This is a genomic window from Paenibacillus sp. FSL L8-0494, assembly GCF_038003695.1.
Taxonomy (GTDB): Bacteria; Bacillota; Bacilli; order Paenibacillales; family Paenibacillaceae; genus Paenibacillus_AQ; species Paenibacillus_AQ odorifer.
Genome location: NZ_JBBOPQ010000001.1, coordinates 613,913 through 627,224 on the forward strand (window position 1 = coordinate 613,913; position 13,312 = coordinate 627,224).

A 13,312-nucleotide genomic window follows, 5' to 3' on the forward strand; every position below is an offset into this window, starting at 1 on the left:
CGTCTGATTAGCTGCAGAAGGTCCTGCGAAATTATTTCGCGCCTTCGAGTGCTTTTTCTGCAAGTGTAAAATATTCACCAACATGAATACTCACGCCGGAAATTGCATCAGTTTTGCCTTCAGCATCAAGCGTTGGAGCAACACCTTTGTTTTCAAGGAAGTATTTTTCAGCCAAAGCGATTTCTTCATGCCATTCAGCAGAAGCGCCGCCAGCTTTCATACCATATTTACCATCAACGGAGAATTGCTTCTTGTCATCGCCAGCAGCATTCAAACCACTGAATTTAACAGCTACAACATTACCGTTAGCAACAGTCAGGTCAACAGTGGATTTCCAACCGGATTCAGCGTCCATTTCGCCTTCAGCATGGTAGCCTCCGTCTTTATATTGACCAGCTTCTACTGGACCAGCAGCAAGAGCAGCTTGAGCAGCTTTTACAAAGTCAGATACGTGTACGGATACACCAGAGATGGCATCAGTTTTCCCTTCAGCATCAAAAGTTATAGCTGCTGGATCTTGTTTTTCGATCAGGAATTCTTCAGCTTTAGCTGCTTGCTCGTGCCATTCAGAAGAAGCACCGCCAGCTTTCATGCCATATTTACCATCTTCGGAAACTTTTTTCTTCAGGTCGCCTGCAGTGTTAACGTTAAAGGCATCCCAGTCAGCTTTAGTGATCTTTCCACCTTCTACAGTTAAGAGTGCGAAATATTGCCAGCCAGTTTTAGCATCAACGTCAGCAGTACCGTAGTAAACTCCGTCTTTGTACTGTCCAGCTTCAGTTCCAGCGTTACCGGAATTTGTTGCAGGAGCAGTTGTTTCAGCTGGTGCGTTAGTAGGGGCTGCGGCGTTGTCTGTGTTGTTACCACAACCTGCGAGCAATCCAAGGATAAGTGCGCTCGACAAGATAACAGAAGCTTTTTTCATTTCAAATGACCTCCAAAAATATAGTTTAAAATATATATATTAAAATGTAAAACATTTTAATAGTCGAGCGAAGTGATAAAAATCACTTTATAAATGATATTTGTCACTTTAATCTCATGCGTTATTACCCATTTGTAACAGTATCTTGACTTATATCGGCATACATTAGGAAAAAATTTAATGATGTTGTTTTATCTCCGATGGCATTCTAGCACATGGACTAGGAAAACAATTGTGAAATAAATCACTTAAAAAATTAAATATTTAATTTATATCTGGATTATATCAAATTTTAAAAGATTTGAATACATATATTTAAAAATATATGTGACAGAATACGACTTAATTTGCTAATGTCTTGAAATGTGGAAAGATTCATAGCGAATGGGGAAGGGTAAGTAAAGGTAACACGGGATAACAATCCTACCCTAATTAATTCAGCTAAGGAGATGAGCTTATAATGGACAACAATGTATTTAAAGGAAAATGGAAACAGCTCAAAGGCGAGGCCAAGAAGCAATGGGGCAAGCTTACAGATGATGATCTTGACGTAATTGACGGTGAAAAAGATAAATTAGTAGGTAAACTACAAGAACGTTATGGACATACGAAAGAAGACGCGGAGAAAGAGTACCAAACCTGGGGACGTTCCTACCGCGATTAATTCATTACTAATGACGTTAATATAAAATTCCAGAAGAAGAGCGCAAATCGCATCTGATTTGCGCTCTTCTTCTGCGTCCATGGGCGTTAGTTATCGAATGGGGCTTTAGTATGGTAGTATTATGAGATGAAAGTTGTAATTTATTTTGCCGAGGTGGGAGTGAATCTATGGGTTATCTTAAAATATTTTTTGGAAACACCGCAATGCTAATAGCTGTAGCCTATTTGGCTAATCTTATATATAAAAACACCATTTCAAATGCAAGTGTAGGAATAAAGAAGGTAAGCTGGGTATTACTGGCCATTTTTGCCGGGTGGATTAGTACTCTTTTTGGATATAGGCTGGGTGAGCATGTGATTTTTGATTTACGTTTTGTGCCACTTATTATATCAACGCTGGCTTATCCGCATCCTTTCATTCTTGTTTTGATCGGTATAGGAACAGGTCTTACACGGTTAACTTTTGGAATAAATGAGGCGGCGATGGCCGGAACCATTAATCTGTCCATTCTAGGATTTGTTTGTGCTGCGCTTAGCTACTGGGTCAGACGATCTAACTTATGTATGGTGAACAAAGGTTTGATCGTGATTCTAGTCATAAATGTAATGAACGCAATCAACATTATGGTGTTTGGTGTGATCCCCGCCCCAGAGTACATAAAAGAGATTATGCCGATTACTTTCCCTGCCGGATTGATTCTAAGTGTTCTATTCTCCTTAATTATCCGTGACTTTCAATTGGGTCTCTTGCGGAATGGACAGATTGAGCGTGCTAATGAACAGCTGTCTGCCCAGACGGAGGAGCTGCATAAGAATAAGATTGAGCTTGAAGAGCGTGCCGATCAGTTAATGATGGCTTCGCAATTTAAATCCGAATTTCTGGCAAATATGTCTCATGAGCTTAGAACGCCATTGAATAGCATTATTAATTTATCGCAATTAATTGAAGACAATGATAATTCTCTTACGGAAGCAGAAATGAGGGAGTATGCAGCTATTATCCGCCGTTCTGGTGAAGAATTATTGATGATTATTGGCGATATATTAGATCTGTCCAAAGTGGAAGCAGGTCGATTAGATATTATTAATGAAGATTTAAGTGTTAGTGAGATTCCAGAGATTCTGGCTATGCAGTTCGCTGTGACAGCGAAACAAAAAGAACTGGAATTTAATATTGATATGGAAAAAAATGTTCCACAAATGATTCATTCCGACCCGCAGCGGATTCAGCAAATCCTGCGCAATTTGCTTTCTAATGCTTTTAAATTTACAAAGTCTGGCCATGTCGCACTCCGTATTCGTCAAGAGGAACGTGGGGAAAGAGCTATTGTGAAGCATTGGATTGTATTTGAGGTAGAAGATAGCGGTATTGGTATTGCACCAGAGAAGCATGCCATGATCTTTGAAGCCTTCCAACAGGCGGATCGAACAATTAGTCGAAAATATGGCGGAACAGGATTAGGGCTTTCTATTAGTAATGATTTGGCCAGACTGCTCGGAGGTTTCATTACTTTAGAAAGTGAGGAAGGTAAAGGGAGCCGTTTTTCGCTTTATTTACCCCTCGAAATCATAGAAGAGTAAGCTCCAATATTATTTGTTAATTTGGCGTATTGACAGTAGATTGATGCGGAGTAGAATGAAGCAAATGCCGCATCAAAGGAGTGTTACCCCTCTCTATGAACAACATGGAAACTAAGCACACAGTTACTAGTTCAAAGCGTGTCCGTAAAACCTCAGTACATCGCAGAAATTTGCGCATTGCTACCTGGGAAGGTGTGCCATCGACCATTTTCCAGGTACTGCTGCAAGGGCAGTTTCTAACAGGATTCCTACTATATTTAGGAGCCACTTCAAGTCAAATTGGATTTGTGCTAGCGCTTACCACCTTGGTTAATGTGATGCAGATCGGGGTAGCTTTTTTGATTCAGAAGCTGCCAAGCCGCAAATGGGCTATGGTTACTTTTATCGGCCTGCATAGGATACTTTGGAGTTCTACGGGGCTAATTCCGTTTATTTTTCCTAAAGAGTATTGGGTCATGGCTTTTATAGCCTTATATACTACTGCATTTATTGCCAATACGGCGGGTGGTGTGCTGTGGAGCTCTGTGATCAGCGATCTTGTTCCAGCACGTGTACGTGGACGTTATTTTGGGATTCGTAATACGTTCCTGAATGCACTCGGTAGTCTGGTAATGTATGGTGGGGGTATCGTTTTGGATCGTTATCCCGGGAGCCATGGCTTTCTGATTCTTTATATTGTTGTGTGGATCTTCGCGATCTCTAACGTCGTTGTATTCTTTTTTTATCCCGACGTGCCTTTCGAGAAATCGGAAGAACATAAATTTTTGCCGATGTTTAAGAAACCGCTTAAAGATACTTTATTTATGAAGTCTACTTTGTTTCTGGCCGCCTGGTTGCTGCTGCAGAATCTAACTGTTCCGCTATACTCGTATGTCATGTTGCAGTTACTTCATATAAATTATGAAACGTTATCACTGCTTAATGTGTCCCAGACTCTTTTTATGATGGCCAGTTTCTACGTTTGGGGCAATCTAAATGCAAAATATAGCAATAAACGTCTGTTGTTCTTTACGTTGCCGATTATTGCCTTGTCCTCTTTAATGTGGGGACTCTTGTCTGTGTTGCCGATGCTGTTGGTGTTGTTTGCCGCTCATATTGTTTTTGGTGTAGGTGTAGGCGGTTTCAACCAGCTGGCGTTTAATTTTATTATTGGAGACACGCCGAAAAAAGAACGGCCTATGTATATGGCGACCTATGCGGCGCTTACGGGTTTATCATCCTTTTTTGGTCCGCTTATCGGGGGACAGTTGTATGAAAAAATTGCGCACTGGCCGCAATGGACCCAAGTATACGGTATGCAGTTGGTAGTGGGAACGCTTATGATCGCTCTTGCATTCCTGCTGGGCCGTCGTATTCTAAAGGACGAATAGAAGTAAAGGGGACTATTCCATGTTAAGGATTGCGTTGGTATTAGGAGCTACTGGATTAGTAGGGAAAGCGGTTACGGAGGAATTGCTGAATCATGAAGGTTGGGGTGAGGTGAGAGTGCTTGTACGGACTCCATTAGCTTTAGAACATCCCAAGCTTAAGCAAATCGTTGTGGATTGGGAGAACCTGGCGGAGTATAGCGATTCGTTCGAAGGCGTTCATTCCATCTTCTGTTGCCTCGGGACTACGATCAAGAAGGCAGGCTCACAAGAGCAGTTCGAACGTGTCGATCTGGATTATCCGCTTGCAGCTGCTGCTATTGCGAGAGATCACGGTGTTAAACAGTTCTTGGTTGTTTCATCCATGGGGGCAGATGCCAAATCGCGCAATTTCTACAGTCGGACTAAGGGTAGAGCAGAGGAAGCGTTAAGCAATATCGGTTTTCAAGGGCTGCATTTGTTTCGGCCTTCCTTGCTGCTGGGTCATCGTGAGGAATTCAGACTGGGAGAACGCGTCGCGGCTAGATTGATGAAAGCACTGGAGTTTGTAATGGTTGGCAAAGCGGCTAAATATCGTGCCATACCTGGTGTAACTGTGGCGAGAGCTATGGTTAACATTGCCTCTGCTGACACGCATGGTTTGCATATCTACACGAATGAAGTAATACATGTGATTGGAAAACGATAAGTTTTTCGGGCTGCTAATAAATTTGCATTACGGTGAGAACAGGACTTACAATGGACAATAAATGATCAGCGTTTAATGGAGAGGGGTAACAAGATGAGTAAAAAACAAGTAGCTACTACAAAAGCACCTGGAGCCATTGGTCCTTATAGTCAAGCCATTACCACCGGTAGTTGGGTATACACTTCAGGACAGCTGGGCCTTAATCCAGAGACAGGGAATTTGGCTGAAGGCGTTCAGGAACAAGCTCGTCAAGCACTTAGCAATGTACAAGCTATTCTTGAGGAGGCTGGTGCATCACTGGATCATGTAGTGAAGACCACTGTATTCCTAAAGGATATGAATGATTTTGCAGCAGTTAATGAGGTTTACAGCACCTTCTTTAAAGAACCTTATCCTGCCCGCAGTGCCATTGAGGTTGCCCGTCTGCCAAAAGATGGCCTTGTTGAGATCGAAGCGGTAGCGCGTAAAAAATAAATATGATTTCGCACTTCTAAATTAATCTACAAAAAAGGCAGGCTCAAAAGGATCACCTTCTGAGCCTGCCTTTTTATAATATCAAAAGGACAATCAGTATCTGCTGTATCTTCTGCGGGGTGTGAGCAATAGCCAAATGCTGTAGAGCAGCAGAAGACCTGCCGTTATTGTGCCCGTCACAAAGACTGCATTAGCCTCTCTATGTTCCAGGGCAATCGCGATGAAAGCCCATACGAAGACCAGAGGATAGATGCTGTCTCGGTTAGGATAGCTGACTAACACCGCAAGCAGTGTCCCCACGCAGAGCATGATCACAGCCCAGGTTATCCCGCTAAGTCCAAATCCATCCCAATGATTTTTCTCTAGAACAACGCTAACATTCACGATAGTAGCCACAGAGATCCAGCCAAGGTATATACTAAAGGGTAGCTTGATCAACCATTTCTCACCTGAAGTAGGATTTGCGATCTGGCGCGATTTGCGATAGATAACAATGATTGAAATTAACATTAACACCATGGCAATCAATGAAAGCTCGATGTATAGATACTGCCAGAGGAAAAGCCAGCTCATATTAAAAACACAGCTCAGGATAAACCAGAACGAAATAACTCGTACAGAATCCCTAGAGCTTGTATAGGAGCGGAATTGATAAATAACGAAACCGGCTAACAATAAATAAATCAGCGACCAAATGGAGAAGGCATAGCCAGCAGGAGTCATGTAAGTCTTATATTTGTCAGAGATCTCTCCTGTACTGTTTCCGCCCAAAGGCAAGGTTACCGCCAGCACATTTACGATAATTACACCCACAAAGAATACGAGGTTCCACCATTTATAAGGATTATAACGTCTCAAATAATTCACTCCCTAGCTTTTTTAATAGGGTGTTGCTTATTTAGAATATACCCCTTTTTGGCACAATTAAGACTATAAAAAGAAAAGAAGTGACTAGTGAGTCATAACATTCTTGGATAGCAGGGCAGTAGTGCGGGGTATTTTAAATGAATCAAATTACTGGGTGTTTCTATATCCTTCAACTTTATTTCATAAAAATCTACAGAAAATATGCAGAAATGTTTTTAAATCAGCGCTTTTTCGTATAAGATGAAGAGATGAAGATTCAAGAAAATATAAGTTTTGTCCTAGTTCTTTATCCTTATATTTACCGCAGGAGCGCATCCCCTCTCTAAAAGAGGAAGAGGCGGCTTCTACTTGTATAGCTTCAAAATTTATTTCTCGCGGAAAAGGTTGCAGTTACCCTTCCTGATGGTGAGGGGCTGGTTCTTTTTTTGCTTGCTTAAAAGACAGGAGATCACCGATGACTAAGCATCTGTATGCAATATGGTTAGGGGACGTTTTATTTTGCTTCTCTGGCGAAACTTCGGAGCCGAAGGTTGACGCTTGGACTCGCGTAGTGAAGCGGATGGAGCTACAGGGAGGAGTGCGTCCTTTTGCAACTGCTGCTCTGCGTCTGGCAGAAGTGAAATATCCGGCTCCCCCTGTAGAGGGGAAGCCAGCCCGGCGCGGATTGCCCGGACGAACGTTCGAAGGGCTCGCCTTGGTTCCTAGCGATGCATTTCAACTGCTTCTGGCATGGGATGAGACGTTATGCCGAGATCAGGGAGTGGAGCCAGGTGGCGAACTGCGTTACTGGGCAGCAGCGGCACGTTTTGCGCTGGAGCTGATGGGTACAGGCGGGATTACGCCGGGAGCCTTGCCACCACGCCCCGTGGGCTCACGTCGCCGCGGCGGAGAACAGGCGGCGACAGTCTGCTGGTCGCCAGCTTTCCGAAAGCAGGAGGACAAAGAGATCTTTCTGCAGCTGGCAGCATCCATGCCTGTTCTTGCACTAGGAACGCATATCGCAGAGGCAGGGGATCTATCCTCTCGCGATGAGGCTGGAGCTTATGTGCTTTACTCCTTTATGCAGGCTGTAATGACTGCTGAGATAAAAAAGGTAATTGCGGGCATTGAAAGTGAGTTAACCCCTTATAAAGCGAATTATCGCCGGGGTTATTCTCCTTTAACTGAACTGTGGTGGAATAGCCTTCTCACTGGAAGCCGAGATATACCCGTGCAAGGAACTCCAGCAGAGGTGACGGACCTTTTGGTCACTGTGAACGAGACCGCTGGCAGCGATGTGCCACATTCAGAGCCAGAGGAAGCGCGGAGCGGGCAGCTGGGTCTTGGGCTACGGCTGGAGCCGCCAGAAGACAATAATGAAGTCTGGCGGTTAACCTTCTGGGCGGAGAATAAGGAAGAAGGGGAATTTTGGTTTCCCGCCAAATCGATCTGGAGCAGTAAGGAACGAGAGTTTACGTTATGGGGGAAACGCTATCGCAATATCCAGCAGCAGCTGCTTATAGCGCTGGGCCGGGCTGCGAAGATATCGCCGGATATCCAGCGCGCTCTTGCTAAGCCTGCGCCTACGGGGGCAGATTTGGAACCAGAACGTCTTTATTTCTTTTTGAAGGAGACGGTGCAGCAGCTGCGCGATCGGGGAATAACGGTGCAGATGCCTTCGCGCTGGAGCCGTGAAGGACGCCGCCGCATTGGCATGAAGATGAAAATGCAGCCAGGCGTGAACGGGGGCGATAGTCCTGCGCCCGCGGCTCTGGGTATGGAAGAGCTGATCTCGTTCCGTATTGAGGCCTCGCTTGGAGAAAGTGCGATTAGTGAGGAAGAACTAAACGCATTAGTAGAGGCTGGCGTACCTTTTGTACGTTTCCGCGGGGAATGGATCGAGATAGATCCTAAAGAAATCCGCCAGGTTCTTAGATATATGAAACGCCATGAAAACGGAGAAATGACTGCCGCGGATTGGATGCGCCTAGAAGCCGAGGATGGTGAAGATCGGCTCTGGAAAGGAATGTCCGTCACTGGGATGGAGACATCCGGGCTGTTGGCATCGCTTATGCGCGGAGATGTATTACGTAATCTTCCGGTGCGTCCCGTACCTGAAGGTCTGCATGGAACTTTAAGACCTTATCAAGAGCGGGGTTATCAGTGGCTGGCCGAGCTCAGTGGTCTGGGTTTTGGGGTATGTCTCGCCGATGATATGGGTCTAGGTAAAACGGTGCAGGTTATCACCTGCCTGCTGGACCGGGCGTTAAGTGCTCCCCCTGAAGAGAAGCAGGAGCCTGTGCTGATTCTCTGCCCAACTTCGCTTCTTGGCAACTGGCAGCGGGAGCTGCAGCGCTTTGCTCCTTCGCTTAATGTACACATACATCATGGTGGACGCCGTGTTCGGGGAGATAGCTTCTTAGAACTGGCAACCAGTCATGATATCGTACTGACGACCTATCACTTGGCAGGGCGTGACAGCGAGGATTTAGCTAATGTTCAGTGGTCAACAGTGGTGCTGGATGAAGCTCAATATATTAAAAATCACCGTACGAAGCAGGCGCAGAGTGTGATGAAGTTATCAGCGCCGCATCGCATAGCTATGACGGGTACTCCGGTAGAGAACAGACTTGGCGAGTTATGGTCTATTTTCCACTTTTTAAACCCGGGCTATTTAGGAACCTATCATTCCTTCCGGCAGCGTTATGTGTCTGGGGAGGGTGGGGAGCGTCTGCGGGAGCTGCATCGCTTGGTATCACCCTTCCTGTTGCGGCGTCTGAAGAGTGATCCGGATATTTCTAAGGATTTACCGGAGAAGCTGGAGTTGAAGTCTTATTGCCCGCTGACCGAGACCCAAGCTGCCCTGTATCAGGGTGTTGTGGATGAAATGCTCGGCGTGATCGGGGAGAGCAGTGGTATGGCTCGCCGTGGACTGGTGTTATCCTCTCTGACGAAGCTGAAGCAGATTTGCGATCATCCTCAGCTATTCCGGAAAGAAGAAGGTCGGAGTCCGCGTAATGAACATTCCGGTAAAATGGAGGTTATGTTCGAGGTATTGGACAGTATTGCTGAAGTTGGCGAATCTGTGTTGATCTTTACGCAATACGTAGCGATGGGCGAGCTGCTGGTGAGCAAGCTTACTAAGCGTTATGGTACATCGCCATTGTTCCTTCACGGAGGGATTCCAAAACGAGAGCGTGACGAGATGGTGCATGATTTTCAAGAGGGCAAGGGTCCATCCTTCTTCGTGTTATCTCTTAAAGCGGGTGGAGTAGGTTTGAACTTAACCCGGGCCAATCATGTTATTCATTACGATCGCTGGTGGAATCCGGCAGTGGAGAATCAGGCGACAGACCGGGCTTTCCGAATTGGACAGGATAAGAATGTTCAAGTTCATAAGCTGATTTGCCAAGGAACGCTGGAGGAACGTATTGACGAATTAATTGAGCGGAAGAAAAGCCTTTCGGAGCAGGTTGTTGGTTCTGGTGAAACATGGTTGACCGAGATGTCTAATCATGAACTGAAGGAGCTTATTGAACTGCAGGATCAGGATTGGATGTAAGGAAAGACATGAGCAATACGGAGGGATCAAACAATGAGTGAACTGTTAGAGATGCGGCTGGAAGTTGTGCCTGGATTAGTAAAAGCAGCATGGACGACTTCGCCCGGGAAAGTGACGGGAGGGTCACGGGCAAAGGGTGAATGGAATGTCGGTACTTCTGCTGTTCCTCAGGGACAAAGACCGGAGCGACCTCTCTCTCTGAAGGTTCCAGTATGGCATGCTGCCCGTAGAAAAGAAATATTGCGGCGTCTGGCGCTAAGTCCGGATGAGGTATTTGCATTGTTGCAGGGGAGATTAACGGGTGGGCTGGCGGAACTGGATCTTCTGCCTACAGATACAGAGCTGGAGCAGGCCCTCTTTGAGGGTGAAGGGTTAGAGGATCAGGCGGAGATTCTGCAGCTTATAAAAGAACGACTTGCTGAAGAACCGCTGCTGGCGCTTTCTCTGAGAGGATTTACTAAGGGAGAACTCTTGGATGGAATATTTGCCCTTTGGGCTGAAAGTGATATAGCTGCCGATGATTCTGAGACAGAGGCAGCCCCAGTTAGTGAGCTTGCAACGGAATTAGCACGGCTAGAGCGCAAGGGCCCCGCAATTTCCTCTGGAGAATGGCTTGCAGAAGCGGCTGCTGAAGGTTCGCTTCACCAGCCGGGACCGCAGTTCCATGAGATTACGGCTAGGCCATTTCCTTCATCGCCGGTAGTAGCAGCGGTAACGGAAGACTGGGGAGCTTTGCTGCCTCAGACACCTAAGGCGCTAGAAGGCCTAACTTTGATTATGAATCGAGTAGCAGAAGCAGCTGCCCGTCGAGCAAGTAAGGCGTAATTAAACAGCAGTGGAGTGTAAAGAAGCCGCATCCTATCTGAGGAGGCGGCTTCTTTGTGTAAAGCTTCTGTAACCTTTTACTATTAAACTCTGTCTATGATTATAGAATAGAAGGAAATGGAAAAAGGAGGATTTCATTTGAGACTATATGCCGTTTTTGCCCCGATAATCATTGCCGGGTTATTTCTGCAATCCTGCATGGTAAACGATAAGTTTGGTTTAGATTCGAGTATTGGGACAAATACCGCTGAGCTGAAGACGGATATGAATTCTTTGCAGGGGTATCCTGCTAAATTTAGCATGAATGACATAAAGCATGGGTGGGGAATAGATGAGACTGGATTATGGACTACGAACGATGGAGGGAGTAGTTGGTACCATCCGGACAGCAATATCGTTCCTATTCCACAAGAAACAGGCATCTTTGCCGCAGCAAGCTTTTTCCTGAATGCCACAAATGGCTGGATTATAAGTAGTCATGGTATGGGTCAACCTGTCCTGATCTATCATACCTCTGATCAGGGCCAGACCTGGAAGGAGACAAAACTTCCCGTCACGGAGGATTGGGAGCAAGGATACAGTGGCGGATTTATTCATTTTATCGATGTGAATAACGGGTATGTGCTGCTGGATTCAGAACCTGGTCTCGGGATGATGGAGAAATCCTTGTATCGCACGACAGATGGCGGGAACAGCTGGAAGCGAATCGGAAATCTAACGGGGAGTATTAAAGCCTATCCAACAGGGATGACCTTTCAGGATTCCCGGAATGGCTGGATCACCTCCAGCAACCATGGGCAAGAATACATTTTAACGTTCAGAACTTCGGATGGCGGGAAGAGCTGGAAGCCGGAACAATTAAAGAAGCCGGCTGCTATGGCAGCATTTACTTACAGTAATAGTTATCCACCTAAATTCTCAGGCAAAGACAATATGAAAGGCATCCTGCCGCTGGAGATTGTTGACGATGGGATTCGAAGTATGGTGTTTTACACAAGTGATAACGGAGGTAGGACATGGAAGCCGGGCCCTCAATTACTCGGTACTGAGGCGGTGAGAACAACATGGCTGAACGCTCGGGAAGGTTGGGCCTTGCAGGAGGGCGGCAAACTGGTGGCGACTGTCAACGGGGGAGTAAGCTGGAGGATGATTGCAACATCACAGCTATTCGCGAAGGCAGAAAACATTCAGTTTGTTACGCCGAAAAACGGCTGGCTGGCGGGTCCAGGATTTCTACAGACCACTACAGATGGTGGCGTTACATGGAAGCCTTTGGTTGGCAAGCCTTGAGGCTGAATACAGCGGAATGCCGGATGTAATATTAGCCGTTGAGGCTTAGGGACCCAGGGGGCGTTATTCACACATTTACCGCCTATCCAGCATGTTTTCGGACTCCAGTGCAGCTATTTCATATAAAAGGGCACAAATCTGGTGTTTTTTATGTCCATAGCGACTTTGGGGTCCGTTATTATGCAAAATGGAGGATTAATCTGTGAATAAGATCGGCTCCGATAACACCTTGCTTCGGCGGCGAAGGGTATCGATCAAACGGCCTAATCGATTAAAAAGAAGGGGGTGTCCCAGCAGCCATTGTCATGGCTTATGAGACATCCCCTTAATTTTTGAGAAATGTAGAAATATGAAAGCTTAAACCTGCCCGCCGGCAGGGGATTCCCCTTCTGCAAGTTCCAGAATCTCACGGCGCAGGCGCAGCATTTTTTGATCCAGTTCATCGGCGGCGCGTGCGGCATCCTTCAATTCCTCAGCAACATGCGAAGGGAGCTGTTTATCGAATTTATAATACAGAATATGTTCCATACTTGCCCAGAAGTCCATGGCTAGGGTTCGCAGCTGTATTTCTGCTTTGACCCAGCGTGTTCCTTCCAGCAGGACGAGCGGAATTGCGACGATAAGATGCAGGCTTTGATACCCATTCGGCTTGGGATGGGCTATATAATCTTTGATCTCCAATACGCGAATGTCTTCGCGTGTGCTGAGGTGATCAACCAGACGGTAAATATCTTTAACAAAAGCACATACAATCCGCATACCTGCAATATCGTGAATGTGCTGCTCCATATTTTCCAAGTTGAACTCGAAACCTTTGCGCTCCATCTTTTGCAGGATGCTCTTGGGTTCTTTAATTCGGCATTTAACATGTTCGATGGGACTGAAGCCGTCACGGACCTGCCATTCCGTTTTGATCACATCGATTTTATTCTCAAGATCATTTAGTGCATGGCGATAGAGTGCTGGCAGAGACTTAAACTCATTGATAAGATTTGTGAAATCCTCGTTATCCTGCCAATGTTGCAGATCCTTAACGTGTACCTGCATCTGTTTTAGCGTAAGCTGTGTGCTGTCATGTTCTTCCACTGAAA

Annotated in this window: 11 protein-coding genes; 8 read left to right on the top strand and 3 right to left on the bottom strand. The window is 45.8% G+C overall.

Annotation, left to right across the window (positions count from 1 at the left end; genetic code table 11):
* Positions 1 to 31 precede the first annotated feature (31 nt).
* Positions 32 to 925 (bottom strand): hypothetical protein, encoded by an 894-nt coding sequence (locus NYE35_RS02835; protein ID WP_036682532.1) that lies wholly within the window; start codon positions 923 to 925, stop codon positions 32 to 34.
* Between the two features lie 460 nt (positions 926 to 1,385).
* On the opposite strand from NYE35_RS02835, the gene NYE35_RS02840 reads away from it, so the two are divergent.
* From NYE35_RS02840 to NYE35_RS02860, 5 genes are all read left to right on the top strand, one after another.
* Complete coding sequence (locus NYE35_RS02840) at positions 1,386 to 1,589, top strand: CsbD family protein (RefSeq protein WP_036682530.1); 204 nt, start codon at positions 1,386 to 1,388, stop codon at positions 1,587 to 1,589.
* Positions 1,590 to 1,756: 167 nt separating this feature from the next.
* Complete coding sequence (locus tag NYE35_RS02845; protein ID WP_076103875.1) at positions 1,757 to 3,169, top strand: ATP-binding protein; 1,413 nt, start codon at positions 1,757 to 1,759, stop codon at positions 3,167 to 3,169.
* A 95-nt stretch (positions 3,170 to 3,264) separates the two neighbouring features.
* Positions 3,265 to 4,539, top strand: coding sequence for an MFS transporter (locus NYE35_RS02850; RefSeq protein WP_051491245.1), 1,275 nt, complete (start codon positions 3,265 to 3,267; stop codon positions 4,537 to 4,539).
* A gap of 19 nt (positions 4,540 to 4,558) precedes the next feature.
* A complete protein-coding gene (locus NYE35_RS02855) occupies positions 4,559 to 5,224 on the top strand; it encodes an oxidoreductase (RefSeq protein ID WP_076103876.1) in 666 nt (221 codons plus the stop codon).
* Between the two features lie 93 nt (positions 5,225 to 5,317).
* Positions 5,318 to 5,698 (top strand): RidA family protein, encoded by a 381-nt coding sequence (locus tag NYE35_RS02860; protein WP_036682524.1) that lies wholly within the window; start codon positions 5,318 to 5,320, stop codon positions 5,696 to 5,698.
* 93 nt (positions 5,699 to 5,791) lie between these two features.
* On the opposite strand, the gene NYE35_RS02865 is transcribed toward NYE35_RS02860, so the two are convergent.
* Positions 5,792 to 6,556, bottom strand: coding sequence for a TspO/MBR family protein (locus NYE35_RS02865; RefSeq protein WP_076146867.1), 765 nt, complete (start codon positions 6,554 to 6,556; stop codon positions 5,792 to 5,794).
* A gap of 463 nt (positions 6,557 to 7,019) precedes the next feature.
* Here NYE35_RS02865 and NYE35_RS02870 point away from each other — a divergent pair, with 463 nt between their 5' ends.
* The 3 genes from NYE35_RS02870 (at position 7,020) to NYE35_RS02880 (ending at position 12,221) form a co-directional block, all read left to right on the top strand.
* Positions 7,020 to 10,106, top strand: a complete 3,087-nt coding sequence (locus NYE35_RS02870) for a DEAD/DEAH box helicase (RefSeq protein ID WP_036682521.1) — start codon at positions 7,020 to 7,022, stop codon at positions 10,104 to 10,106.
* 33 nt (positions 10,107 to 10,139) lie between these two features.
* Positions 10,140 to 10,931 carry a hypothetical protein gene (locus NYE35_RS02875; protein ID WP_051491244.1) on the top strand — a complete coding sequence of 264 codons (792 nt, stop codon included), beginning with the start codon at positions 10,140 to 10,142 and terminating at the stop codon, positions 10,929 to 10,931.
* Between the two features lie 138 nt (positions 10,932 to 11,069).
* Positions 11,070 to 12,221 carry a WD40/YVTN/BNR-like repeat-containing protein gene (locus NYE35_RS02880; protein WP_341120104.1) on the top strand — a complete coding sequence of 384 codons (1,152 nt, stop codon included), beginning with the start codon at positions 11,070 to 11,072 and terminating at the stop codon, positions 12,219 to 12,221.
* A 357-nt stretch (positions 12,222 to 12,578) separates the two neighbouring features.
* Here NYE35_RS02880 and NYE35_RS02885 read toward each other — a convergent pair whose 3' ends face one another.
* On the bottom strand, positions 12,579 to 13,268 hold the full coding sequence (locus NYE35_RS02885) for a GTP pyrophosphokinase (RefSeq protein ID WP_051491247.1): 690 nt from the start codon (positions 13,266 to 13,268) through the stop codon (positions 12,579 to 12,581).
* Positions 13,269 to 13,312 lie beyond the last annotated feature (44 nt).